Source organism: Streptomyces sp. NPDC055955, from assembly GCF_042270245.1.
GTDB lineage: Bacteria > Actinomycetota > Actinomycetes > Streptomycetales > Streptomycetaceae > Streptomyces.
This window is the reverse complement of record NZ_JBHJYS010000042.1, coordinates 26,480-50,343: the sequence shown is the minus strand read 5'-3', so window position 1 is coordinate 50,343 and position 23,864 is coordinate 26,480. Positions and strand designations below refer to the sequence as shown.

Genomic DNA, 23,864 nt, shown 5'->3' with positions numbered 1-23,864 from the left:
GTGGCACAGCCGCCCCAGCCGTCGCTCAGCGCGGCGATCTCCGCGAGGCAGCCCTGGGGCGCGTAGTGCGGGCCCGGCAGGTCACGTTCGTGGTCGGACACCGCGGTGATCAGATGCTGACCGTTCCACCACATCTCGACGGTGGTGTTCTTGTCCGTGGCGTGCTCGTCGATCGTGTGCAGCAGCACCTCGACGCCGCGGCAGACGGGGTCGACGAGAATGTCCAGCTTCCAGTACCGGAGATGGGCGGCCAGGATGCGCCTGACCTGCGAGACACGCTCCGAGCTGACCTCGACATCGAGGTGGTAGTAGCAGGGCACTGCGTTATTCATCGTCTTCGGCTCCTCACCGGCGAAGCTCCCGCTCGTCGCTCGCCCCTACGGGCCGTACCCCGAACACGTAGCGTGAGCGCTGATCGCTTCTGAGTCAGTGCAAGGGTGGGGGGCTTACGCCGTTCGTGCAAGGCGAGCGGACACGCCGCGTGTCGGTGAAGGCCTGGAAGCCAGCGGGGAGAAGGAAATTTGCCCTGGGACGGAGGCCCTATCGGCGTAAGAGAGACGGTCACAGTGCGTGTACGGCCTGCCCCTGACGTCAGCTGCTGGGAGCGACCACCGCACCGGAGATGCGGGCTCCCGACGTTCTCGGCACACCGGCGCGTGAGCGGCGGTCGTTCAGCCTCCCGTGCCGCCTGCGGGGGCCCGGCCGCTCCCGCTGCCGGGCCGCTGTCCGACGCTCTTGTCCGTCTGGGAGAGAGGCCTCGCGATGTCTTCCAAGGACCGCTGCTCGGCGTCGACCGCGAGAAACGCCGCGACGACACCGGCCGCGCACATCAGGGCAGCCCCGATACAGAAGGCGAGGGCCGTATCGCCGGGGACGCCCGATGCGGTGAGGTCGGCGAAGATGAGCGGGCCGCTGATCCCGCCGACCGCTGTGCCGATCGCGTAGAAGAACGCGATGGCCATGGCCCTGGTCTCCATGGGGAAGACCTCGGAGACCGTCAGGTAGGCGCTGCTCGCACCCGCCGACGCGAAGAACAGCACGACGCACCAGCACGCGGTGAGCGTGCTGGCCGTGAGTGAGCCCCGGTCGAAGAGCCATGCGGTGATGAACAGCAGAATGCCAGGCACGATGTACGTGCCGGCGATCATGATGCGCCGCCCCACCGTGTCGAACAGCTTGCCCAGCACGAGCGGGCCGATGAAGTTGCCCGCCGCGATCACCGCGAAGTAGTAGCCGGTGTGACCGCTCTCGACGTCGAAGAACGTGGTGAGGATCGCGCCGAAGCCGAACGTGATCGCGTTGTAGAGGAAGGCCTGCCCGACGAAGAGGGACAGTCCGAGCACCGCACGCTTGGGATAGCTGCGGAAGACGGTCTTCGCGATGAGCCCGAAGCCGATGCTCTTGCGCTCGTGGATCGTGATCTCGCCTGCCGGGGGCGGCAGTTCCTCGTGTTTTTCCTCCTCGACTTCCCGCTCGACGGAGTCGACGAGCTTGTCGGCGTCCTTTCTGTGCCCATGGATGAGCTGCCACCGCGGGCTCTCCGGTACGTGCCGCCGTACGAGGAGGATCGCCAGACCCAGGACGACACCGAGAGCGAAGGTGAGCCGCCAGCCGAGGTCTTTGGGGAAGTAGTCCGTGTTCAGCATGACGATCGACAGCAGCGCCCCGCCGATCGCGCCCAGCCAGTAGCTGCCGTTGATGACGAGGTCGACCCTGCCGCGGTACTTCGACGGGATGAGCTCGTCGATCGCAGAGTTGATGGCCGCGTACTCGCCGCCGATACCGAAACCGGTGAGGAAGCGGAAGAGGAAGAACCACCACGCGCTGAAGGACAGACCGGTCATCGCGGTCGCGGCAAGGTAGACCGCGAGCGTCACCATGAACAGCTTCTTGCGGCCGAACCGGTCGGTGAGCCAGCCGAAGAACAGTGCACCCGAGCAGGCCCCTGCCACGTAGAGGGCCGCGGCAACGCCCGTGACCTGAGCGGAGGTGACAGTCAGCCCGGACCCCTCCTCCGAGAGCCGGCTCGCGATGTTGCCGACCGTCGTCACTTCGAGGCCGTCCAGAATCCACACGGTGCCCAGACCGACGACGATCATCCAGTGCCAGCGCGACCACGGCAGCCGGTCCAGCCGGGCCGGTACGGCCGTGGTGATGACGCCGAGCCCGGAGCCGCCCGGCGCCGCGGCCTCGTCGAGCGGATCGCGGCGCCGGGCGCGGCCCTTGCCTGAGTCCCGGCCCCCATCCGGATCGCTTCCACCGCCTTCACTGCCTCCACCGCCCAAGCCCTGCTCCCGGCCTTCGGGTTCCTCCGATGGGGCGGGGGTCATCACGGCGGTTACCTCCTCGTCCGGGCGGGCGCGCTCACTGCGCGCCGCAGAGAACCCAATATCCGCCAGGTGCCCGCGCGCCGCCGCTGCACACATGGTGACGCTCGCCCGCACAACGTGTACGCGCGGCGGAGCGGGCGCGAATCGCTCGACCTGGCGTTCGATCCGGTCGGCCATGACCTCCTGCTCCTTGGTGCTCCAGGTCCCTGTCAGGCCCTCGTCGCCCGCGTCGGGGGAGACGACGCCACGAGGCTCGATCCCGGGCCGGCCACTGCCAGCGCCGAACGGTTCTCGCGTGAAGACCAGGTCTGAGGCGCGGACGGCCGGGGACGCCGGGGAGTTGGCAGTCGTGGCTCCCGCTTCTAGGCTCGGCAGCCATGACAGTTCTGATCACTGTTTGGGGAGCGTCACCGGGAGTCGGCAAGTCGACGTTGTGTGACGGGCTGTCTCGGTGGCTGACCGATGCGGGACTGCGGGTGGACCACTTTCGCGAGGAAGAGATCTTGACCCGACCGCAGTTCGCCGCGGTGGCCGAGGAGTTCAAGGCGACCGGAAGGGTCCGACGGCAGACACTCATCGCGGCGACTGCGCAGTTCGTCGATGCGATCATGGCGAGCGGTGACGACGTGGTGATCGCGGACGCGCTGATGCCGTTCGTGCCGACGCTACTGGCCATGAGGCACGGCGAGGAGGCGATCGACGCCTTCATGATTGTCCTCACCGAGGTTCTCGCTCGGGTCCGGCCAGTCATGGTCTTTCTTGACGGGAATGCGGAGCGCGCATTGGCCAGAGCCGCGAGGAGAGAAGGCGAGCACTGGCTGGACTGGTACGTCGGGAAGCTCGCCGGCTATGAGGTGAGCCCACCGGTGGCCGACGTGGCTTCGGCGGTGAAGTACCTGCTGCGTGAGCGTGCGGTGACACTTGGCGCAGTGTGCCGGAAAGACTGGGGTCTCGTTGTGATCGAACGAGCTGACGAACTGCCTCCGGATGAGGTGCTGCAGGTCGCACAACGGGGCCTGATGCCGTGGCTCGGAGACGCACGCGGGCGCATTGACGTGTGACAGGTGGGTTTCGAGTGTCTGACGCAGCTCTGGCGTGTCACGAAAAGCGTTCCCACGCCGACTGGCAGCGCATGCCGAGTGCTTCGCCGATGCGGTCCCACGACATGCCACGACGGCGGGCTTCGCCGACCCAGGAGCCGGCCTCGGTGATGGTCAGCCCCGTCAAGGCTCGCGGCAGCCGGCACTTGCTCGGATCTCCTTACGTGGAGGGGGTGTTGGGGTCAGGCTGACTGGATGGCTGAAGGCCGTCGCCGTAGTGTCCGGATGTCCCGCGGCGTTCGCTCCGGCGTGAACACCCGGGCAACGTTCCTGAAGGGAAGATCGCGACACCTGCCTTCTGGCGCCAGGGGCAGGCACCACGAGATGATCGTCCTGTGGCAGATGTGATCTTTTTCGATCTGGACGGCACCCTGGTCGATCACCGGAGTGCGGTCTTGGAAACGATCGGTCAGATCGTCCAGGGCGCGCCGAACGCGACGGCTCCACGGGAGGAGCTGGTGACATTGTGGTGGACGCTTGAGGCGCGCCACATGCGGGAATACCTGGCCGGTCAGTGCTCGTTCGCTGAGCACCACCGACGCAGGCTCCGCTCCTTCCTGCCGATGCTCGGCGAGCCGGTTCCTGAAAGTCCCGCGCTTCAGGACGCCTGGATCGCCGAGCGCTACCTCACCCCGTTCGAGGAGTCCTGGCGGTGCTATCCCGACGTCCACCCATGCCTGGAGAGCCTGAAACGGCTTGCCCGAGGACCGCGTCTGGCTGTTCTCACCAATGGGGATCCCGAGCAGCAGTCCGCCAAGCTCGCCCGCTTCGGCCTCCTCGAATACTTCGAAGCCGTCCTGACCCCGACCGAGCTCGGTGCGGCCAAGCCCGTCGCCTACGCAACCGCCTGCCGACGGATGCGGACGGACCCGACGCGGGCAGTCAACGTGGGCGACATGCTGGACAGCGATGTGAAAGCAGCCGTCCGTGCCGGGCTCACCGGCATCTGGCTGGACCGCGGCATCGACTTCGTCACCGGTGGACCGTCGCCGACAGCGGACGAGACGGTGCTCCGCATAGAACGGCTCACCGACCTTCCCGACCGCCTTTCACGCAGGAACAGCTGACCGGCTCTCACGCACGGTCGTCATGAGTGACGTCCTGAGTCAACGCCTTCCCCCTCTCACGTGCACGGCTTTCGCGGTCCTTCACGACCACCCGCGCTCGTCGCGTACCGTTCCTCGCCGTGCTGGGGGCATGGCGGACTGCACCACCTGAGGCCGTTCGCTCGCCCCGGGATCCGAGGGGACAGCGGCACCGCGCCACGCGCCTCGAACACACCATGTGTGTCAGTGATGTGCGAGTGCACGACCAGGGCCGGGGGAGAGAGCCGTCTGCTGCGCGGCGCGTGCCGCCGGCCGAGCCGGGTCGGCGGCCCTGTCGCCAGTGCCCTGACGACACGGCCCGGGGCCGCTGCCGTAGGTCCGTTCGTCCACAGGTCAGGGAGAGGGCGCCACGGTGAGCGGCTACGACTGGGGCGTCAACGAAGTCGTGCACGCCCTGCCCACACCCGAGTTCACAGGGCCGGCGCCGGGATCGGTCTCGTGTCGCCGCCATTCCAGCCGCCACGGTCACGCCGGCCCGCCAGTGGTCACCGCCACGCCGGCCCGCCAGCGGTTACGGCCACGTCGGCCCGCCAGCCGTCACCGCCACGCCGACTCACCAGCCGTCGCGGCCACGTCGGCCCGCCAGCCGCCACTCCAGCCGCCTCGGCCCCCCGGTTCAGCCCAGATCGAGCACTACCTTGCCGATCGCCTCGCCCGTGCGCAGCCTCCTGACCGCCTCTTCGAGCTGGTCGATGCCGTAGCGCTCGTACGGCAGCGTGAGCTCCCCGGAGGAGAGGTCCGGAAGGAGGCGCACGACTTCCGCGGCGACCTCCCTGCCCCGGCTGATCATGTTGACGGGGAGCAGCGAGACGTCGGCGAGGAAGAAGTCCGCGAGGTCGAGGGTGAGTTCACGGCCTGCGGTGTAGCCGACGAGCGCGGCCCGGCCGCGCGGGCGGACCAGGCCGAGGGCATCGCGCAGGATCGTGCCGCCGACCGTGTCGATGAGGACGTCGACCTTGCCGCCGATCTCCTCTTCGGAGAGATCGGACGCGAGGACCGCCTTGGCGGCGCCGGGAACGTGCGGCAGTTTGGCCGGGCGGCCGACCACGCCGACGACCTCGGCCCCCGCCCGGGCGGCCAGCTGTACCGCCGCCGCGCCGACCGCGCCGGACGCGCCGGTGACCATGACCCGCTCGCCCGGACGCACTTGGGCGATCGGGTGCACGGACGCCCAGGCGGTGCCGACGGGGGAGAAGTAGATGCAGGCCAGCACGGGGTCGGTGCCTTCCGGCATGACCTCGGCGGCGGCGTCGGGCACGAGCACGTGCTGCGCCCAGGCGCCTGCGCGGCTGAGCCCGAGCCCTTCGCCGCGCACCCGGACGAGCGCGCCCTCGGGATGGGTGTCGGAGGCGAGGACGATGCCGCTGCCCTGTGTGCCCGGGATGGAGGGCAGGTCGGGCAGGATGCCGAACTGTCCATCGAGGACGTTGAGGTCGAGGTGGGCGACCGTCGCCGCCTTCATCTGTACGAGGGTGTGGCCGGGTCGCGGCTGGGGAGCCGCCTGTTCCACGAGACTTGGAAGGGTGCCGAACCGCTCCAGGAGCAGGACTCGCGATGTGGGTGTGGACGTGGCTGAGGTGGTGCTCACGTGCTTCCGTTCTCCGATCTCGAGCTGCTGCCGCTGTCCTGCGGGAGCGGGACAGCGGTCTTCTCCGTCAGGCGAGGGGACGCTTCTGTCAGGCGAGGGGAATGCTGCACCGAGGCCCCCCGGCACTGTGTGCTCGCCTGCGCCGGAGCGTACTCGTCAGCGTAGATGGGCGAGTTCCAGGAACTCGTGCAAGTCATGGGCGGCTTCCAGCACGCAGACGCTGCTCACTCCTACCAGCGCTCCGGCCGCGGCGAGGAGGTGGGCCGGTCTGCGTGGGGGAGGTGCGAGCAGGGCTGCGACTCGGCGGGGGACGACGCCCGGCGCAGGGCTGCGGCCGAGGACCCCCAGAGCCGCCGAGGGCAGGCGCAGCGCGCGGGTTCGTTTGGTGGCGACGGCGGCTCTGGCGACGGTTTCAGCGACGGCGCGCCGGTCGCCGGTGTGGAGCGCGGCGTACTCGTCGGCCCATCGCTCGACGGTGTAGGCGACTGCCGTGGCCAACGGGCGAAGCAGCGGGTTGGCGGCCGCTGAGATCTGGGCGAGCGTGACGAACGCGTAGTGATGGTGGTTCAGGTGTGCCCGCTCATGGGCCAGGATGATGTCGTGACCGGTGGGGTCGAGAGCGTCGAGCATGCCGTGGGAGATGACGATCCGGCCGGGCAGTCCGGGCATGGTGTAGGCGTCGGCGTGCCGGTCGTCGGTGACGACGACCGATTCCCTTCCCGGCAGGCAGGCCGCTTCCAGCGCGGCTGACCACAGTGCCCCGGCGCGGCGCACGGTCAGCCGGACGGTGGCCGCCACCGCGAGGGTGAGCAGAACGGCTCCTGCCAGGGCCGCGGGCCATGCCGCGGGGTCCTGGCGGGCGATCACCGTGGGCGAGTAGCCCTCAAGCGCATCGATCAGGGGGAGGCGCACCAGTCCGGCCACGGCGAGCAGACCGAGGACCACGGTGCTGGACCCGGCCAGGATCAGTCCGGCGGCGGTCAACAGCCACGTCGCCAGCCGCGGTTCGAGGCGGCGGGTCAGCGGGCCCGCGCTCAGGCCGGCCAGCGCGGGCAGCAGAAGTGGCAGGTAGACGGCCAGACGCATCGGTACGTCTCTCCGCTACCCGTCGCTGCCGTCGCTGCCCAACAGGCGGCGCAGCAGGTCTTCGTCGTCGTCCGACAGCTCATCGACGAAGCGGGTCAGTACGGAGGCGCGGTCGGTGCCTGCCTCCATCACCCGGTGCATGTGCCGGGCCGTCAGCCCCGGTTCGTCGGAGACGGGTTCGTACGCGTAACTGCGGCCGACGGGCGTGCGTGCGAGGACGCCACGGCTGTGCAGTCGGGCGAGCGTGGTGGCCACGGTGGTGTGCGCGGGGGACGCCGTCAGGAGTTCCGCCACGTCCCCGGGGGTCAGGGCGCGTCCGGCCGAGTGCAGCAAGGTGAGGATCTCGGCCTCCAGCGCGCCGTTGGCCCGGCGCCTGCCACCTGCCTCAGAAGCATGTCCCTGAGCACCCAACGCCGTCCTCCTGCCTTCCTGGTCTACAGTCACCCGTATCTTCTATTCGCGAATAGAAGATAATGTGCCTACCAGCCCCGCTGCCACGTCCCTGCGTGCGGCGGACCCTGCTCACAGGATGCCTGATGCCTCCTTCGTCTGCCCACAGCCCTCGGCGCGAGAGCATGCCGTGGTGGCCTGCCGTGACCGTCCTGGCAGTGTGCGGTGTCCTGCTGGGGACGCTGGTCGCCGCGGTCGCGGCACGGCCGTCGCCCTTTGCCCTGGACACGGCCGTGCACGGATGGGTTCTCCACCACCGTCCCTTCTGGGCGCGGCAGTTGGCCACCATCGTGACCGACACCGGCAGCGGAGCGCCGGCCTACGTGCTGGCGGCGCTGGCCGGGTCACTCGCGCAACGCACCGCTCACTGGCGAGGCGCACTGGCGGGGGTGCTCGCTCTGGTCTCGGCACAACTGCCACGTATGGCATTGGCCTCGGCACTGGCAAGGCCCAGACCGCCGTCCTCGGACTGGGCGGCGCAAGCCAGTGGATGGTCCATGCCCTCCGGCCACACCGCTACGTCCATGGTGGTCGCTCTCCTGCTCACCCTCGCCGTGCACCGCAGGGCGCATGGCCCGGTACGGTCGATGCTGCTCGCCGTCCCCGCGATCTGGGCCACTGCCGTGGGCCTCACCCGTATCTACCTCGGCATGCACTGGCCGACCGATGTCGCGGCCGGATGGCTGCTGGCCGCCTGCTGGGCGGCGTCGGCGACACTCCTTGTTCTCCTGTGGCGGCGCCGGGCCGACCACGCACTCTCGACGGAAAGGCAGTACACGTGAGCGCCATCAGCATCGGACAGGCCGTGATCCTCGGCGTGGTGGAGGGGGTGACGGAGTTCCTGCCCGTCTCCTCCACGGGCCATCTGAAGATCACGGAAGGGCTGATGAACATCCCGGTGGACGACAAGTCCGTCGTCGCGTTCACCGCGGTGATCCAGGTCGGGGCCATCGCCGCGGTACTGCTCTACTTCTTCAAGGACATCGTCCGGATCCTGGGCGCATGGGGACGCGGCCTGCGCCATCGCGATCAGCGCTACCACCACGACTACAAGTTCGCCTGGTGGGTCATCTACGCCACCATCCCCGTCGTCATCGTCGGGCTCGCCGCCAAACCGCTGATCGAGGGCCCGCTCGCCTCGCTCTGGGTCGTGGCCGCGTCGTTGATCGTCGGCAGTGGACTGATGTGGGCCGCCGACCAGATGGGCCGGCACAAGCGTGGCGAGGACGACACCTCCCTGAAGGACGCCATGCTCGTCGGCTCCTCCCAGATCCTCGCCCTCCTCTTCCCCGGCTTCTCGCGGTCCGGCGCCACCATGTCCACCGGGCTCATCCTCGACCTGGACCGCGTCGCCGCCACGCGCCTGTCCTTCTTCCTCGGCATTCCCGCACTCACCGGCGCCGGCCTGTACGAACTCAAGGACGCCCTCGGGGCCGGCGCCGACACCGCGCCCCTCGTCGTGGGGACCGTGGTCTCCTTCGTCGTCGCGTACGCATCCATCGCCTGGCTGCTCAAGTACGTCGCCCGGCACAGCTTCAACGCCTTCGTCATCTACCGGCTCGTCGTCGGTGTACTCCTGTTCGCTCTCCTGGGCGCCGGAGTCCTCAACGCCTGAGCGGGCCACGGGGACGGCGCCGCCGGCCATCGCTGTGCCGGGCAGCCGGCGCAGGACGGCGCCGCGGTGGCCGTCGAGGAGCAACGTGTGAGCCGCATGGCGTCATGGCACCGTCACGTCGACGGACACCTGAACGCATCCTGACTGCCGTGCGGCACAGCACGCACCACCCCGTCCGGGCGGAGCACCATGGGCGGATGAACAACTGCGCGGCCCGGCGCATACGGGCGTTCCTTGCCGCCCCTGCTCCCGCGACGGAAGAAGGCCGCCCTGAACCCCCGAAGCGCTGCCCGGCCCGACAAGGCGACCGACTGGTTGCGACGCCGGCTCGGCCGCGCAGTCGTCCTCTCCTGAGCGGCCGCCCTGCTCCTGCCGGTCCTGGCCTACGGGCTGCTGCGGAAGACGGCCGCAGGCCGGGTGGTACGTGGACAGCGGTCACGTGCCCCGACTCGCACCCGACGGCTCACACCTCTTGACCAGAGGCCGCCGGGACGGCCACCACAGAGCCGTCCGAAGGTCACGTCGCCGTGGCGTAGTACCCCAGTACCACCCGACCGGCCCTCTTCAGCCCCCGGTACCACCGGATCGGGGCCATCGCGGTCTTAGCGTTGCGGAGGAGGCGTCAGGAGTGTCGAACAGCGCAGCCCGAAAGAGAGAAGCCGATGATCGACGCACAGCAGCTCACCAAGAGGTACGGGGAGAAGACCGCCGTCGACGATCTGGACTTCACGGTGAAGCCGGGCACGGTCACCGGTTTCCTGGGACCCAACGGGGCGGGCAAGTCCACGACCATGCGCATGATCGTCGGGCTCGACGCGCCGACGAGCGGCTCCGTGACGGTGAACGGCCGCTGCTACGCCCGCCACCAGGCACCCCTGCAGGAGGTCGGAGCGCTCCTGGAGGCCAGGTCGATCCACCCGGGCCGCTCGGCCGGCAACCATCTCCGGGCGCTCGCGCTCACCCACGGCATTCCGCGACGTCGCGTCGACGAGGTCATCGAACTCGCCGGTCTCGGCAGCGTCGCCAAGAAGCGGGCCGGTGCCTTCTCGCTCGGCATGGGGCAGCGGCTCGGTATCGCCGCCGCGCTGCTGGGCGATCCGCAGACGGTGATGCTGGACGAGCCCGTCAACGGTCTGGACCCCGAGGGCGTCCTCTGGATCCGCAATCTGCTGACCTCGCTGGCGGCCGAGGGGAGGACGGTGTTCGTGTCCTCGCACCTGATGAGCGAGGTCGCCCTGGTGGCGGACCACCTGATCATCGTCGGCAGGGGGCGGATGCTGGCCGACACGACCGTACGGGACCTGGTCCGTTCGGCGGGCGGTGACACCGTCACGGTCGCGACCCAGCACCCGACCCGGCTGCGGGACGTGCTGTCCGGGCCCGGCGTGGAGGTCATCGGCCGCGTCGGCTCCGAGGAACTGCAGGTGACCGGGATGACCGCTCGTGAGATCGGGCTGAAGGCGGCCGAGCACGGAATCCCTCTGTTCGAACTGACCGCGAAGACGGTGTCGCTGGAGGAAGCCTTCATGGATCTGACCAGGGACGCCGTGGAGTACCACGGCGCCACGAAGGGCGCCGACACCTCCGGGAGCGCAGCATGAGCACCCTCACGGCAACCCCCGACACCCCAAAGTCCGCGCAGGCCGCTCCGGCCGGGCCCGTCTACCGCGTGACCGGACGGCGTGTGCTGTTCTCGGAATGGGCCAAACTCTGGTCCGTGCGCTCGACCTGGATCACCCTCGGCCTGGGCCTGCTGTTCCTCGTCGCCTTCGGTGTCATCGCCGCGAGCCACTACAAATCCGGGCTCGACTCCGGCCGTCCCATGGAGCGCGACTTCGTCTCCGCGACGGCCGTGAGCCTGTCCCTCTTCGGCACGAACTTCGCCCAGCTGGCTCTCGGTGTCCTCGGTGTGCTGGTCACGGCGAGCGAGTACTCCACCGGCGTGATCCGCTCGACCCTCGTCGCGGTGCCGCACCGGCTCCCCGTGCTGTGGTCCAAGGCGGCGGTGTACGGGCTGGTCGCGCTGGTGGTCGCCACCGTCGGCGCGTTCGTCGCCTTCCTCGTCGGCAGCCGGATCGTCCACGGCACGCCCGTTGCCATGGGCCTCGGCCACGCCGGTGTCGTACGCAGCCTGCTGGGCGCCGGGGTCTACCTCGGTCTGGTCGGTGTGATCGGCACGGCCCTGGGCGCGCTGCTGCGGTCCGTGGCGGGCGGCATCTCGGTCCTGGTCGCCGCCCTCATGCTCGTCCCCGGACTGGTCTCCTTGCTGCCCAGCACATGGCAGGGCGACATCGACCCCTACCTTCCGAGCCACGCCGGCGCGTCGATGTTCGCCGTGGCCCACGACTCCACCACACTGTCGCCTGCCGCCGGGCTCCTCGTCCTCCTCGGCTGGACGGCGCTGGCGCTGGCCGGAGCGGCGTACCGGCTGCTGCGCAGCGACGCCTGAGACATCGGCTCCGCATCATGGGACGGACCCCCATCATGGACCCGACGCCCCGTCATGGGCTGGGGCACTCCGTGACCACCGAGGACCTCTGCGGGATGGGACTGTTGGTCGCTCGGCTCGGCCGCGGCGGCGAACGGCTCCGGCGCGCCGACCGGGCTCGTCCGTGGGTGCTGGACACCGCGGTGGTGGTCCTGGTGTTCCTGGTGTGCTGCCTGCCGGACCTGCTGCAGGGGGGCGCGGGCGGCGGCGACGGTCCGCGCCGGTTACGCGTGGCGTTCATCCATCTCCCCGCGCTCGGGATGCTGGCCCTGCAGGCCGGGCTGGTGCTACCGCTGTGGTGGCGGCGGCGATCGCCCGGGGTGGCCTTCGGCGCGGTCACGGCCGTGTTCGTCCTGCAGTGGTCCATCGGTGCCGCACTCCGTGCGGACGTCGCCCTCTTCGTCGCCCTGTACAGCCTGGCCCTGCACGGGCGGCTGCGGCAGCTGCCGTGGGCGTGCGCGGTCATGGCGGGTGCCGTGGGCCTGGTCGCGGTGCGGGTCGCGCCGACGGTGTCGGTATGGGACGCGCTCTTCTTCCTCCTCAGCACGGCGACGGCGGCCCTCGCACTCGGTCTGATGATCCGGATCAGGCGGGCTCAGCTGGCCGGCCTGCGGGACCGTGCCGCCCGGCTGGAGATAGAACGCGACCAGCGAGGCAGGCTCGCCGTCGCGGCCGAACGGACACGGGTGGCCCGCGAGATGCACGACATCGTCGGCCACAACCTGTCCGTGATCGTCACACTCGCGGACGCGGGTGCCTATGCCACGGCCCTGGCTCCGGAACAGGGCCGGGAGGCCCTGCACCTCATCGGCGACACCGGACGCCAGGCCCTCGGGGAGCTGCGGCGCCTGCTCGGCGTGCTGCGCGAGGCGGACGGCCCGCGCGCGCCCGAGCTGAGCCCGCAGCCCGGGCTCGCGGACATCGACGCGCTGTGCGAGGGGGTGCGCGCCGCCGGCCTGGAAGTGATCTACCGTACCGGCGGTGACGTCGACGCCCTCGACAGCGGCGTCCAGCTGACCGTCTACCGCATCGTGCAGGAGGCCCTGACGAACACGCTGAAGCACGCAGGTGCCGACACCCGCGCGAATCTGGCGATCGTCGTCGAGGGAACGCGGCTGACCATCACCGTCCAGGACGACGGCCCGCCCGCTCGGGCCGGCCGGCGGGGACCGGCGAACGAGGAAGGACACGGCCTGGTGGGCATGCGAGAACGAGCGGCTCTCTACAGCGGACACGTCAGCGCCGGTCCGGCCGGAAGGGGATGGACGGTGCGGGCCGCACTCGACCTCGCTCCCCAGGGCGGTGCCGGATGACCACCGTGCTCCTCGTGGACGATCAGCCTCTCCAGCGGTACGGGCTCCGCATGCTCCTCGACTCCGTACCCGAGACAGAGGTGGTCGGAGAAGCCGCGCACGGAGCCGACGCGGTGCGCAAGGCCGCCGAACTCCGCCCCGACGTCGTCCTCATGGACGTACGCATGCCGGGCATGGACGGCATCGAGGCCACGCGCCGCATCGTCGCCACCGGCGACCGCTCCCGCGTCCTCGTCATGACCACCTTCGACCTCGACGAGCACGTCTACGCGGCCCTGCGCGCCGGAGCCAGCGGCTTCCTCCTCAAGGACGCCCGTCCCGACGAACTCCTGGCCGGTATCCGTGCCGTGGCCGTCGGGGACGCGGTGATCGCTCCGGCACTCACCCGCCGTCTGCTGTACGAGTTCGCGCGACTCGTGCCACCCAGCGCGAACGGGTCCGACGAGGAGCCGAAGCTGAGCTCCCTCACCGACCGCGAACGCGAGATCCTCGTCGCCATCGGCAAGGGCTGGACCAACGGCGAGATCGCCACCCGCTTCGTCCTGTCGGAGTCCACGGTCAAGACCCACGTCGGCCGCGTCCTGTCCAAGATCGGCGCCCGCGACCGCATCCAGGCGGTGATCTTCGCGTACGACCACGGCCTGGCCCGGCCCCACGGGGGCTGAGCCGACGGGCCGACGGCGCCGAGCGCGCGCGGGAACTTCCGGTCGGGTCCGGCCGCGCGACGGGCCGTGGGCTCGGAGGGACTCAGGCGTGCAGGGTGGGCCGGTAGACGAGCTCTTGGATGTGGCCGTCGAGCGTCCGGTGGTCGATCAGCTTGAGGTCGAAGTCGGCCGCACCCTGGAAGATCGGTTCCAGCCCGGTCCGGCCGGTGATCACGGGGAAGAGAGTCACCTGGACGCGGTCCACCAGACCGGCGGCCATCAGCGCGCGGTTCATCGACAGGCTGCCGTGCGACCGCAACGGCACCTCGGACTCCTCCTTGAGCCGAGCGACGACGTCGACGGCGTCGCCGCTCACCACGTTCGCGTCCGGCCAGTCGAGGGGCCCTTCCAGTGTGGTCGACACCACCGTCGCCGGCAGGCTCCTCATCCGGGTGACCCATGGGTCACGCACGTCGGAGTCCTCGGTGCTCGCGGCCAGCATCTGCGCGAACGCCCGATACGTGTCGGCCCCGAAGACCATCCGCTGCTTCTCGTCGTACAGGCCGAGGCGGTGGGCGAGGAGTTCGGGGCCCTGCTTGCCCCAGTAGCCGGTCCAGTCGCCACCGGCGGCGCCGAAGCCGTCCAGGCTGGAGAAGACGTCGAAGGTGTACGTAGCGGTCATGATGCGCTCCTCGAGTGCGATCGGTCGCGTGTTGGGAATACAGACCGGCGGCCACGGCGAGACTCATCGCCCTTGGACTCCCGAGGCTGCCCATCCGATGCGGCCCCAGGCTCGACCGGGGCCACGACGGCGGAAGGCCGGCGGGATCGGCGTCACGGCGGGCGAGGAGAAGGACGTGGCACATCGGGGCACAGGTCTTGGCTGAGTGAGCGCTCCAGTTGGTACCGGGGTGTTCAGCGGTGGTGGTGGGGGGAGTCGGGCCGCTCGGCGCAGCGGGAACTCCAGCGGGAGACGAATCGGCCGTCCGGCCGGGGCCGGTTCCTCGATCGGGCCCGTCCGGACGGCGGGCGCGGGGCGCGCTTGACTTGGAGTGCACTCGAATTCGTAGGTTGCGGTCATGAGCGACAACAGCACACCGCAACACAAGATCGGTTCGGGTTTCGGTGCCCGGAGCACCGCCGACGATGTCCTCGCGGGCATCGACCTCACCGGTCGGCTCGCCCTGGTGACGGGCGGCTACTCGGGCATCGGCGTCGAGACCACACGTGCGCTGACGAAGGCCGGCGCCCGCGTCGTGGTCCCGGCCCGCCGGATCGGCGCGGCACAGGAGAACCTGGCCGGGATCGACGGCGTCGAGGTGGCCGAACTGGACCTCGGCGACCTGGACAGCGTGCGTACCTTCGCCGAGGGGTTCCTCGCCACGGGCCGGCCCTTGGACATCGTCATCGACAGCGCGGGGATCATGGCCTGTCCCGAGACCCGGGTCGGGCCGGGCTGGGAGGCGCAGTTCGCGACCAACCACCTCGGCCACTTCGCGCTCGTCAACCGCCTGTGGCCCGCGATCGAGCCGGGTGGCGCCCGCGTCGTGTCGGTCTCCTCCACCGGCCACCACGCCTCGCCCATCCGCTGGGACGACGTCCACTGGCGCGACGGCTACGACAAGTGGGAGGCGTACGGCCAGGCCAAGACGGCGAACGCGCTGTTCGCCGTGCAACTCGACCGCCTCGGCCGGGAGCGGGGGGTGCGGGCCTTCTCGCTGCACCCTGGTGGCATCCTCACTCCACTTCAGCGGCACCTGCCGACGCAGGAAATGGTCGAGCGGGGCTGGATCGACGAGGACGGCAACCTGCTCCACCCCGAGGTCTTCAAGACACCGCAGCAGGGTGCGGCCACGCAGGTGTGGGCGGCGACCTCCCCCCAACTGAACGGCATGGGCGGCGTCTACCTTGAGGACTGCGACATCGCCGACCCCGCCCCGGCGGACGGCGCCCGCGTCGGCGTCAAGGAGTGGGCCACGGACCCGGAGCAGGCCGCCCGCCTGTGGGCACTGTCCGCCGAACTGACCGGCGTGGACGCGTTCGCCGCCTGAGGCCGGTGGGGTTCGTGCGGGGCCGCCACTCGGATTCCTTGTCACCGAGTGCGGACAGAACACGATGAGCAACTCCCGCCCGGGTGCCGCCTTGTGGGGCGTACCGAACAGTGGATCCGGCTGGTCGCTCTGTAGAAGCAGGCGGACGTGCCGCATCCTGACCTTTCACGGGGCTGCGCCAATGACCATTTGCCGTGCTCGCCGCACCGCGCTCAGCGCCGGCGGTGTGATCAGCGACCACGAGTAAAGGGCCCGTCGGGCTTCGCGGTGGAGCCACGTACCGGTGGCTCCGCCGCAGTGGTGGAAACGTTCGGGTGGCTTCGAAGTGAGACCCGAAGGCTCCTCTCCCGCGTGCGCCGTCATCGCGGGCTGCGTCGGGTCAGCCGCGTGCGACCGCGATCGCCCCTGCCGCCGTTCGCCCGCCTCCTAGGCCCCCGGGGCTGACCGCGCCGACGTCCGAGTGCCGGACGATCGGGGTCTGGCCGTAGGCCCAGTTCCAGCCGTCGGTGGTCCAACTCCAGCAGATGTCGCGGTGGTTGGTCGTGGTGTTCCGCAGGGCGAGCATGATGTCACGGCGTCAGGGCGTCGTGTGGGGGCAGGTCGTGGCGGGAGAGGTGTGTCGCGGCGGTGACGCACGGGCTGCCGATCGCCACGGTTCCCCATGTAGCCATGTAGCCATGTAGCCATGTAGGGCAGCGTCCCGGCCATCACCTGCTGCGATGCGACGCCCGGGTACCGCGCGCTTCACACCGTCTGCGCGCCGATCGGGTCGGCGATGCCGCAGACCTGGTCGTACGAGGTGGCCATGCCGAGGACGGCGACGGCCGGGTGGAAGCCGGTGGCGACGAGGTATCTGCGGCTGGTCGGACGCCCGGTGTGTGGGCGTGCGCAAGGGCTCGCCAGGGGACCGCGTCCGGGCCCCGATCGCCTCAGTCGGCGGCGAGGGACTCGGGCGCGGCGGCAGGGACGTCCCGAACTCCCAGCCGCAGGTGCTCGACGTGGTACAGGGCCTGGTCGAGGAGTTCGGCGACGTGGTTGTCGTAAAGGGCGTAGACGATCGACCGCCCGTGGCGCTCCCCGGTGACCAGGCCGAGGTTGCGCAGCAGACGCAACTGGTGCGAGCAGGCGGACGCTTCCATGCCGACGGCCTCGGCGAGGTCGCTCACGGAGCAGGGCCCTTCCTGGAGGCGGGCCAGGATGTACAGCCGCGAGGGTGTGGCGAGGGCCTGGAGGGTCGCCGCGACGTCGGCGGTGCCGACGGCGTCGAGGCGCTCGCGGGTGGTGGCGCTGCTGGCGGTGTCGGTTCCGTGGCCCATGCGGACATCATAGCGATGACACATGAAGACCTATTCATATGTTCCTGTATGGTGAAGGCTCTTGCTCCATCCGCCCGTGAAGGGTTGTTCTGTCATGTCTTCTGTCCTGGATCAGCGGCCCGCGCCGGCCGTCCCCGGGCCCCTTCCGGCGGCTCCCCGGCGGCGTACGCGGGTGCTGGCGTTGCCGGAGGCCCGATGGGCACTGGCCGCACTGGTCCTGTTCCTCGTCGCCCTCCCGCTCGAGCTGCTCGATGCCCCGGCGTGGGCGTGGGCGCCGCTGTACGCCGCCACCTACATCACAGGCGGATGGGAGCCGGGGTGGGAGGGCCTGAGGGCTCTGAAGGACAAGACCTTGGACGTGGATCTGCTGATGGTGGTCGCGGCGCTCGGGGCCGCCGCCATCGGGCAGGTCCTCGACGGAGCGCTGCTCATCGTCATCTTCGCGACCTCAGGCGCGTTGGAGGCCGTCGCGACAGCGCGTACCGCGGACTCCGTACGTGGTCTCCTCGACCTCGCGCCGGCCACGGCCACGCGGATGCTGCCCGACGGCGGTGAGGAGACCGTCGCCGCCGCGGACCTGAAGGTCGGGGACTTGATCCTGGTGCGGCCCGGCGAGCGCGTCGGCGCCGACGGTCGGATCCTGGACGGCGTCAGCGACATCGATCAGTCCACCATCACGGGCGAGCCCCTGCCGGTGGCCAAGGAGGCGGGGGACGAGGCGTTCGCCGGCACGGTGAACGGCACCGGTGCCCTGCGCGTGCGCGTCGGGCGCGACCCGTCGGACTCGGTGATCGCCAGGATCGTGAAGATGGTCGAGGAAGCCTCCGAGACCAAGGCTCCCACTCAGCTTTTCATCGAGAAGATCGAGCAGCGGTACTCGATCGGCATGGTCATGGCCACTCTCGCCGTCTTCGCGATCCCCCTCGCCCTCGGCTCCGCGCTCCAGCCCGCCCTGCTCCGGGCGATGACCTTCATGATCGTCGCCTCGCCGTGCGCGGTCGTGCTCTCCACGATGCCGCCGCTGCTGTCCGCGATCGCCAACGCGGGCCGCCACGGAGTCCTGGCCAAGTCCGCCGTCGTCATGGAGCGCCTGGGCCAGGTCGACATGGTCGCGCTCGACAAGACCGGCACCCTGACAGAAGGCACCCCACGCGTCACCGGCATCCGCCCGCTGCCCGGCACCGGCCTGACCGAGGACACGCTGCTGGCACTGGCGGCCGCGGCCGAACAGCCCAGCGAACACCCGCTCGCCCGCGCCGTCGTCGAAGCCGCCCGCGAACGTCGCCTCCCGCTGCCTGAAGCGCTCGACTTCAGCTCCGTCCCCGGCAGGGGAGTGAGCTCCACCATCGGCGGTCACGTCGTCCAGGTCGGATCCCCCGGCCGCCTGCTGACCGCCGCCGACGGTCCCGAGGCCGCGGCTGTGGCCGAGTCGGAGGGCGCCGGACGGACTGCGGTGCTGGTCCTGCGCGACGGCACCCCGGTCGGGGTGATCGGCATCGCGGACCGGCTGCGCCCGGACGCAGCCGCCACGGTCGCCGCGCTCACCGAACTGACCGGCCGCACGCCGGTCCTGCTGACCGGCGACAACGAACGCGCCGCCCGCCATCTGGCCGCCGAGGTCGGTATCTGCGACGTCCGCGCAGGACTGTTGCCCCAGGACAAGGTTGCCGCAGTACGGCACTGGGAGAGCGAGCGCCGCAAGGTGCTCGTCGTCGGCGACGGCGTCAACGACGCCCCCGCTCTGGCCGCCGCACACACCGGCATCGCCATGGGCAAGGCCGGCTCCGACCTCGCCCTGGAGACCGCCGACGCCGTAGTCGTCCGCGATGAACTCGCCACCATCCCCACCGTGGTCGGCCTCTCCCGGGCCGCTCGGCGCCTCGTCATCCAGAACCTCGCCCTCGCCGGCGTGTTCATCACCGCCCTGGTGGCCTGGGACCTCATCGCCACTCTGCCGTTGCCGCTCGGTGTCGCCGGCCACGAAGGCTCCACCGTCATCGTCGGCCTCAACGGCCTGCGCCTGCTGCGCGAAGCGGCCTGGAAGAACCCCGTCCGAGGAGGCGCAGCGTGAGCAAACGCTCCCGTCGTACCGTTCCCGCCCAGGCATCCGGAGCGGCGGCACCTCGGCCCACGGTCACCGTCTGCCGCGGCTGTTGCTGCGGCAGCCCCAAGGTCCCCGGACTCGACCACACGGCCCAACTCCGCGATCTGCGAAGCGCCCTGGACGGTTCCGCGACCGTACGGGTCACCGACTGCCTCGACGCCTGCGAGCGCGCGAACGTCATCGTCGTGCAACCGTCCACGGCCGGGCGCAAGGCCGGCGGGCGCCCCGTCTGGCTGGGCCTGGTCAACGACCCCGACGCCACCGCCGACATCACCGCCTGGATCGAGGGCGGCGGTCCCGGCCTCACCGAACCGCCCGGCATCCTCGACCTCTACACCTTCAAACCCTCCCGCCGCATACGTGCCGAGCTCCACGACGATTAGCCGGCGGAAGGTTGCGACGGCCTGCCCGACCGGCAGCAAGCGCGCATCACGTCCCACCTCCAGGTCCGCACCCGTGTCGAGTACGTGGTCTCCCGCATGAAGACACAGACACTCACTTCCTGAGCCCTGCCGCCTCCGTGACGGGGAGCGGCTCTGTCACGACACCGGCCGATCCCGTTCGTCCTGTCAGCCGGAGTTGCGCGCGATCTCCAGCGCGAGTGCCTGGAGGATGTCCTCGGTGGACGCCTCGGAGTCTGTCCGGTCGTACGCGTCCGCGACCGTTTCGAAGGCCAGCACGAAGCCCTTGATGAGGGCGCTCAGCGGTTGGGAGAGCTGGTCCAGCACGGCAAGACCCACCTCGGCCGCGTCTTCGGTGTCGGGGACGAGGAACTGCGTCGGGATGACCTCGCCCAGCAGGTCGGAGACGTAGTCTGCGCTGACCCCACCCCGCAGGGCCGTGAGTGCCGCGATGGCCTTGAGCTCGATCTCGTTCTCGGTCATGTGCCGAGCGTAGGAGGAAGTGGCGTCGGGCACGTGGAGGAGCGTCTCAGGCGGGGGCGTGGGGAGACGTGAGCGACTGGCGGGTCGGTCGGATGACGGGGCCGAAGGTTGCCGTGTTGCGCAGGGGGCTGTCGCATCTCGTGAACGGTGCGACACGCCGCCCCCACCGCGCAGGTGCCTGCCGCATCCGCGGACCACTTCGGGCACAGCCCATGAGCAGAGCCGACGGCGGGCTGGGCGCGAGTTCGTAGGCGCCGGTGTCCGGCGCGGAACCGTCGGGATGAAGGTGGTGAGCGGGCGGTCAGCCGGCTGCCTGCCTCGTGGGGGAGTCGGCTTCCTGAGTGGCGGCCCAGGTGGCGAGAAGTCGCAGACCTTCTTCGGAAGCGGACCCTGGTTCGGCGGTGTAGATCGTGAGCGTGAGGCCGGGTTCCGCGGCCATCTCCAGCCCTTCGAAGGCGAGGATGAGCTCTCCGACGGCCGAGTGGTGGAAACGCTTGGTCCCGGTGCCGTGGTGGCGGACGTTGTGGGCGCCCCAGCGTGTGCGGAACTCCTCACTGAGTGTGGAGAGTTCACCGACTAGGTCGTGAAGGTCCTTGTCGTGGGGGTTGCGGCCGGCTTCGGTGCGCAGGAGGGCGACGCAGGTGTCGGCGAAGGTGTCCCAGTCGGGGTAGAAGCGCCGCGAGGCGGGGTCGAGGAAGTTGAAGCGGGCGAGGTTCCTCTGGCTGGGGGCGCTGTCGTAGACGTCGCTGTAGAAGGCGCGGGCGAGTTGGTTGGCGGCGAGGAGATCCATGCGGCCGTTGCGGACGAAGGCGGGCCCGGCGGTGATCGCGTCCAGGGTCCATTGCAGGCTGCGGTGCGGCGTCCACTGGTCCTTGGCCCGTCGGCGTCGCGGGCGGGTCAGGGCGTCGCTGCCGTCGGCTGTCTGGGCGAGCTGCAGCAGGTGGGCGCGTTCGGCGTCGTCCAGCTGGAGGGCGCGGGCGACGGCTTCGAGGACGGCCGGTGAGACGCCGGAGAGGTTGCCGCGCTCGAGTTTGGCGTAGTACTCGACGCTGACGTCGGCCAGGGCCGCGACCTCGCTGCGCCGCAGGCCGGGGACGCGGCGCCGGGAGCCGGCGGGCATCCCCGCCTGCTCCGGGGTGATCTTCGCTCGCCGCGAGGTCAGAAACTCGCGGACCTCTTGACGGTTGTCCACACCTCGACGGTACGTCCCGCACGCCGCCGTAGGGGTGTACCAGCGGTACACCCCTCGACGGTGCCTCGCCGCACGCCTGGAATGGCGGTTACCTGGATGACGTGGCACTTCCTGGCACTGCCGTCACAGCGGCGGCAGGGGGTGCCCGGCCCCGGCCTCGTGGACCGCAGCCGGTCCTGTCCGGGCAGGCAACTGCACTCGGCGTCCGTCGGTACCGCACCGCACCGGATGTCCAGCACGTTAGGAACCCCTCATGCGCGGAGCAGTGATCCACGCCCCCGGCGACGTGCGTTTCGAGACGCTCGCCGATCCGAAGATTCTCCATCCGACCGACGCGATCATCCGTACGGCCGTCACCTGCGTATGCGGTTCGGACCTGTGGCCGTACCGAGGTCTGGAGACGATCGGCGACCCGCACCCGATGGGGCACGAGTACGTCGGCTTCGTCGAGGAGGTCGGCAGCGAGGTCACCTCCGTCAAGCCCGGCCAGTTCGTCGTGGGCTCGTTCGCCACCTCGGACAACACCTGCGCGAACTGCCGGAACGGCTGGCAGTCCAACTGCCTGCACCGCGAGTTCATGACCACCTGTCAGGCCGACTACGTCCGTATCCCCAACGCCCAGGGCACCCTGGTGGCCACCGACGAGCACCCGGCCGAGGAGTTCCTGCCCGGCCTGCTGGCGGTCTCCGACGTCATGGGAACCGGCTGGTACGCGGCGCTGGCGGCCGAGGTCGGGCCCGGCTCCACCGCCGTGGTCGTCGGCGACGGCGCGGTCGGCCTGTGTGGCGTGATCGCCGCCAAGGAGCTGGGCGCTGAGCGGATCATCGCCATGAGCCGCCACGAGCCCCGCCAGAACCTGGCGCGCGAGTTCGGCGCCACCGACATCGTCGCCGAGCGCGGCGACGAAGGCATCGCCCGCGTCAAGGACCTCACCGGCGGGATCGGCGCCGACTCGGTCCTGGAATGTGTAGGCACCGCCGAAGCCATGCAGCAGGCCCTGCACGCGGCGCGGCCGGGCTGCAACGTCGGCTTCGTCGGCGTCCCCCATGAGGTGGCCATCGACGGGCAGGAGCTGTTCTTCTCCCACGTCGGCCTGCGCGGCGGCCCCGCTCCCGTGCGCCGCTATCTGCCCGACCTCATCGACCGCGTCCTCGCAGGCCGGATCGACCCGGGCAAGGTCTTCGACCTCGCTCTGCCCCTCGACCAGGTCGCCGAGGGCTACCGGGCGATGGACGAGCGCCGCGCCATCAAGGCCCTCCTCACTCCCTGACCCGCCGCGCACCCCGACACACCCGACCGGGCCGATACGGCCCGGCCGCGGAACCTCCCTTGCAAAGGACGACTCACCGTGACCACGTTCGCTCTCGTCGGCGCAGGCCCCGGCCTGGGGCTGGCCACCGCCCGCCGTTTCGGAATCGCCAGCCACAGCGTCGCGCTCATCTCCCGCAACGTCGAGCACCTGGACGCTCTGACGGCCGAACTGAGCCGTGACGGCGTGCCCGCCCGCGGTTTCGCCGCGGACGTCCTCGACCCCGCCTCCCTCACCACGGCCCTCGATGCAGCCTCCGAGACTCTCGGACCGATCGAGATCCTGCAGTACAGCCCGGTGCCCCGCGCCGACTTCATGAAGCCGGTCCTCGACACCCGCGCCGATGACCTCGACGCCCCGCTGGGCTTCTCCGTCAAGGGCCCGGTCACCTGCGTCAACGCGGTCCTGCCCGGCATGCGGGCGCTCGGCCGCGGCACCCTGCTCTTCGTCAACGGCGGCAGCGCGGTGCGACCGCACCCGGAGCGGGCCGGCACCTCGATCGCGTTCGCGGCCGAGAGCGCGTACGCGCGCATGCTCCACGACGCGCTCGCCGAGGAGGGCATCCACGCCGCCCAGCTGATCATCCCCGGTGCCATTCGTCCCGACGCCGAGCACTCCAGCCCGGAGGTCCTGGCCGAACGCCTGTACTCCCTCCACACCGAGCGCGCTGGATTCCGGCACTACGCCGAGCCCATGCCCGACTGACTCGCACAGCACGCTCATGAAGACGCTCACCAAACCGGCAGCCGACCGGCCTCAGGCCCGCGCCGCCCCGGCAGTCGCACTGCTGCTGGCTGTCACCGCCTGCTCCATCGACTCACGAGAAAGCGCCTGCTCATCCGGGTCCTCCCCGTCGGAGCCCCAGCGGTGCCAAGAAGCACCAGCAACCACCACCCCGCCCAGCTTTCACAGGAACAACTCCATGGACATCCGGCTCACCCTCGACGGGCGGCCCGTCGGCGCCACGTTGAACGACAGCCCCGCCGCCCGTGACCTCGCCACCCTGCTCCCGCTCACCCTGGACCTGAAGGACTTCCACGGGACGGAGCGCATCGGCTACCCGCCGCGCAAACTGGACACCTCCGATGCTCCCGAGCCGGCCGCGCCCATGGTCGGTGACGTGGCCTACTACGCGCCCTGGGGCAATCTGGCGCTCTTCCACCCCGACGGCCCCTCGGCCTCGGCCGACCTCCTGATCCTCGGCCACATCGACGCCGACTCCGAACGGCTTGCAGGGGCGGACCGCATCACCATCGAACCCGCCTCCTGACCCCGCCGGTCTCTCGCA

General features: G+C 70.4%; 24 protein-coding genes and 1 pseudogene. 14 read left to right on the top strand and 11 right to left on the bottom strand.

Annotated features, from left to right (window positions below; translation table 11 throughout):
* Together ACFC96_RS44995 and ACFC96_RS44990 are read right to left on the bottom strand one after the other, a co-directional pair.
* Positions 1–332, bottom strand: a 332-nt coding sequence (locus ACFC96_RS44995; protein ID WP_376618495.1) for a pep a2, incomplete at its 3' end; no start/stop codon positions are given.
* A gap of 339 nt (positions 333–671) precedes the next feature.
* On the bottom strand, positions 672–2,333 hold the full coding sequence (locus ACFC96_RS44990; RefSeq protein ID WP_376618493.1) for an MFS transporter: 1,662 nt from the start codon (positions 2,331–2,333) through the stop codon (positions 672–674).
* Between the two features lie 374 nt (positions 2,334–2,707).
* Between ACFC96_RS44990 and ACFC96_RS44985 the strand changes: the two genes are divergently transcribed.
* Together ACFC96_RS44985 and ACFC96_RS44980 are read left to right on the top strand one after the other, a co-directional pair.
* Positions 2,708–3,391, top strand: coding sequence for a hypothetical protein (locus tag ACFC96_RS44985; RefSeq protein WP_376618491.1), 684 nt, complete (start codon positions 2,708–2,710; stop codon positions 3,389–3,391).
* 374 nt (positions 3,392–3,765) lie between these two features.
* Entirely contained in the window at positions 3,766–4,497 is a 732-nt protein-coding gene (locus tag ACFC96_RS44980; protein WP_376618489.1) for an HAD family hydrolase, read from the top strand.
* 655 nt (positions 4,498–5,152) lie between these two features.
* On the opposite strand, the gene ACFC96_RS44975 is transcribed toward ACFC96_RS44980, so the two are convergent.
* The 3 genes from ACFC96_RS44975 to ACFC96_RS44965 form a co-directional block, all read right to left on the bottom strand.
* Positions 5,153–6,124 carry a zinc-binding alcohol dehydrogenase family protein gene (locus ACFC96_RS44975; RefSeq protein ID WP_376618488.1) on the bottom strand — a complete coding sequence of 324 codons (972 nt, stop codon included), beginning with the start codon at positions 6,122–6,124 and terminating at the stop codon, positions 5,153–5,155.
* 156 nt (positions 6,125–6,280) lie between these two features.
* Positions 6,281–7,210 (bottom strand): M56 family metallopeptidase, encoded by a 930-nt coding sequence (locus ACFC96_RS44970; RefSeq protein ID WP_376618486.1) that lies wholly within the window; start codon positions 7,208–7,210, stop codon positions 6,281–6,283.
* A 15-nt stretch (positions 7,211–7,225) separates the two neighbouring features.
* Positions 7,226–7,621 carry a BlaI/MecI/CopY family transcriptional regulator gene (locus tag ACFC96_RS44965; protein ID WP_376259580.1) on the bottom strand — a complete coding sequence of 132 codons (396 nt, stop codon included), beginning with the start codon at positions 7,619–7,621 and terminating at the stop codon, positions 7,226–7,228.
* A 182-nt stretch (positions 7,622–7,803) separates the two neighbouring features.
* Here ACFC96_RS44965 and ACFC96_RS44960 point away from each other — a divergent pair, with 182 nt between their 5' ends.
* The 6 genes from ACFC96_RS44960 (at position 7,804) to ACFC96_RS44935 (ending at position 13,741) form a co-directional block, all read left to right on the top strand.
* Positions 7,804–8,442: a phosphatase PAP2 family protein gene (locus ACFC96_RS44960; protein WP_376618484.1), complete on the top strand. Its 639-nt coding sequence runs from the start codon at positions 7,804–7,806 to the stop codon at positions 8,440–8,442.
* Entirely contained in the window at positions 8,439–9,275 is an 837-nt protein-coding gene (locus tag ACFC96_RS44955; protein WP_340460025.1) for an undecaprenyl-diphosphate phosphatase, read from the top strand. The genes ACFC96_RS44960 and ACFC96_RS44955 overlap by 4 nt, the downstream gene beginning before the upstream one ends.
* A gap of 662 nt (positions 9,276–9,937) precedes the next feature.
* Positions 9,938–10,876 (top strand): ATP-binding cassette domain-containing protein, encoded by a 939-nt coding sequence (locus ACFC96_RS44950; RefSeq protein WP_340460024.1) that lies wholly within the window; start codon positions 9,938–9,940, stop codon positions 10,874–10,876.
* The gene (locus tag ACFC96_RS44945) at positions 10,873–11,724 is read left to right on the top strand and encodes an ABC transporter permease (RefSeq protein WP_376618482.1); all 852 of its coding nucleotides are present in this window, start codon (positions 10,873–10,875) and stop codon (positions 11,722–11,724) included. The genes ACFC96_RS44950 and ACFC96_RS44945 overlap by 4 nt, the downstream gene beginning before the upstream one ends.
* Positions 11,725–11,819: 95 nt before the next feature.
* On the top strand, positions 11,820–13,076 hold the full coding sequence (locus ACFC96_RS44940) for a sensor histidine kinase (protein ID WP_376259863.1): 1,257 nt from the start codon (positions 11,820–11,822) through the stop codon (positions 13,074–13,076).
* Complete coding sequence (locus tag ACFC96_RS44935) at positions 13,073–13,741, top strand: response regulator transcription factor (RefSeq protein ID WP_340459620.1); 669 nt, start codon at positions 13,073–13,075, stop codon at positions 13,739–13,741. The genes ACFC96_RS44940 and ACFC96_RS44935 overlap by 4 nt, the downstream gene beginning before the upstream one ends.
* Positions 13,742–13,823: 82 nt before the next feature.
* Here the strand turns inward: ACFC96_RS44935 and ACFC96_RS44930 are convergent, their stop codons facing one another.
* Entirely contained in the window at positions 13,824–14,402 is a 579-nt protein-coding gene (locus ACFC96_RS44930; protein WP_376618480.1) for a dihydrofolate reductase family protein, read from the bottom strand.
* Positions 14,403–14,799: 397 nt separating this feature from the next.
* Between ACFC96_RS44930 and ACFC96_RS44925 the strand changes: the two genes are divergently transcribed.
* Positions 14,800–15,771 carry an SDR family NAD(P)-dependent oxidoreductase gene (locus tag ACFC96_RS44925; protein ID WP_376259590.1) on the top strand — a complete coding sequence of 324 codons (972 nt, stop codon included), beginning with the start codon at positions 14,800–14,802 and terminating at the stop codon, positions 15,769–15,771.
* A 379-nt stretch (positions 15,772–16,150) separates the two neighbouring features.
* On the opposite strand, the gene ACFC96_RS44920 is transcribed toward ACFC96_RS44925, so the two are convergent.
* The 3 genes and pseudogenes from ACFC96_RS44920 to ACFC96_RS44910 all read right to left on the bottom strand — a co-directional run bounded on the left by ACFC96_RS44920 (position 16,151) and on the right by ACFC96_RS44910 (position 17,087).
* The gene (locus tag ACFC96_RS44920; protein WP_376618478.1) at positions 16,151–16,336 is read right to left on the bottom strand and encodes a hypothetical protein; all 186 of its coding nucleotides are present in this window, start codon (positions 16,334–16,336) and stop codon (positions 16,151–16,153) included.
* A 4-nt stretch (positions 16,337–16,340) separates the two neighbouring features.
* Positions 16,341–16,620 (bottom strand): annotated as a pseudogene (locus ACFC96_RS44915) (hypothetical protein); the annotation flags it as partial.
* A gap of 80 nt (positions 16,621–16,700) precedes the next feature.
* Positions 16,701–17,087, bottom strand: coding sequence for an ArsR/SmtB family transcription factor (locus tag ACFC96_RS44910; protein ID WP_376259592.1), 387 nt, complete (start codon positions 17,085–17,087; stop codon positions 16,701–16,703).
* 94 nt (positions 17,088–17,181) lie between these two features.
* Between ACFC96_RS44910 and ACFC96_RS44905 the strand changes: the two genes are divergently transcribed.
* Both ACFC96_RS44905 and ACFC96_RS44900 read left to right on the top strand, forming a co-directional pair.
* Positions 17,182–19,158, top strand: a complete 1,977-nt coding sequence (locus tag ACFC96_RS44905) for a heavy metal translocating P-type ATPase (RefSeq protein ID WP_376618477.1) — start codon at positions 17,182–17,184, stop codon at positions 19,156–19,158.
* Entirely contained in the window at positions 19,155–19,574 is a 420-nt protein-coding gene (locus ACFC96_RS44900; protein ID WP_376618475.1) for a (2Fe-2S) ferredoxin domain-containing protein, read from the top strand. Before ACFC96_RS44905 ends, ACFC96_RS44900 begins: the two co-directional genes overlap by 4 nt.
* 186 nt (positions 19,575–19,760) lie before the next feature.
* Here the strand turns inward: ACFC96_RS44900 and ACFC96_RS44895 are convergent, their stop codons facing one another.
* Together ACFC96_RS44895 and ACFC96_RS44890 are read right to left on the bottom strand one after the other, a co-directional pair.
* Positions 19,761–20,075 (bottom strand): hypothetical protein, encoded by a 315-nt coding sequence (locus ACFC96_RS44895; protein WP_376618473.1) that lies wholly within the window; start codon positions 20,073–20,075, stop codon positions 19,761–19,763.
* Positions 20,076–20,376: 301 nt separating this feature from the next.
* Positions 20,377–21,267 (bottom strand): helix-turn-helix transcriptional regulator, encoded by an 891-nt coding sequence (locus ACFC96_RS44890; RefSeq protein ID WP_376618471.1) that lies wholly within the window; start codon positions 21,265–21,267, stop codon positions 20,377–20,379.
* A 253-nt stretch (positions 21,268–21,520) separates the two neighbouring features.
* Here ACFC96_RS44890 and ACFC96_RS44885 point away from each other — a divergent pair, with 253 nt between their 5' ends.
* From ACFC96_RS44885 to ACFC96_RS44875, 3 genes are all read left to right on the top strand, one after another.
* Positions 21,521–22,537: a zinc-dependent alcohol dehydrogenase family protein gene (locus ACFC96_RS44885; RefSeq protein WP_376618469.1), complete on the top strand. Its 1,017-nt coding sequence runs from the start codon at positions 21,521–21,523 to the stop codon at positions 22,535–22,537.
* Between the two features lie 78 nt (positions 22,538–22,615).
* Positions 22,616–23,281, top strand: a complete 666-nt coding sequence (locus tag ACFC96_RS44880; protein WP_376618467.1) for an SDR family NAD(P)-dependent oxidoreductase — start codon at positions 22,616–22,618, stop codon at positions 23,279–23,281.
* A gap of 217 nt (positions 23,282–23,498) precedes the next feature.
* Positions 23,499–23,846, top strand: coding sequence for a cyclophilin-like fold protein (locus tag ACFC96_RS44875; RefSeq protein ID WP_376618465.1), 348 nt, complete (start codon positions 23,499–23,501; stop codon positions 23,844–23,846).
* Positions 23,847–23,864 lie beyond the last annotated feature (18 nt).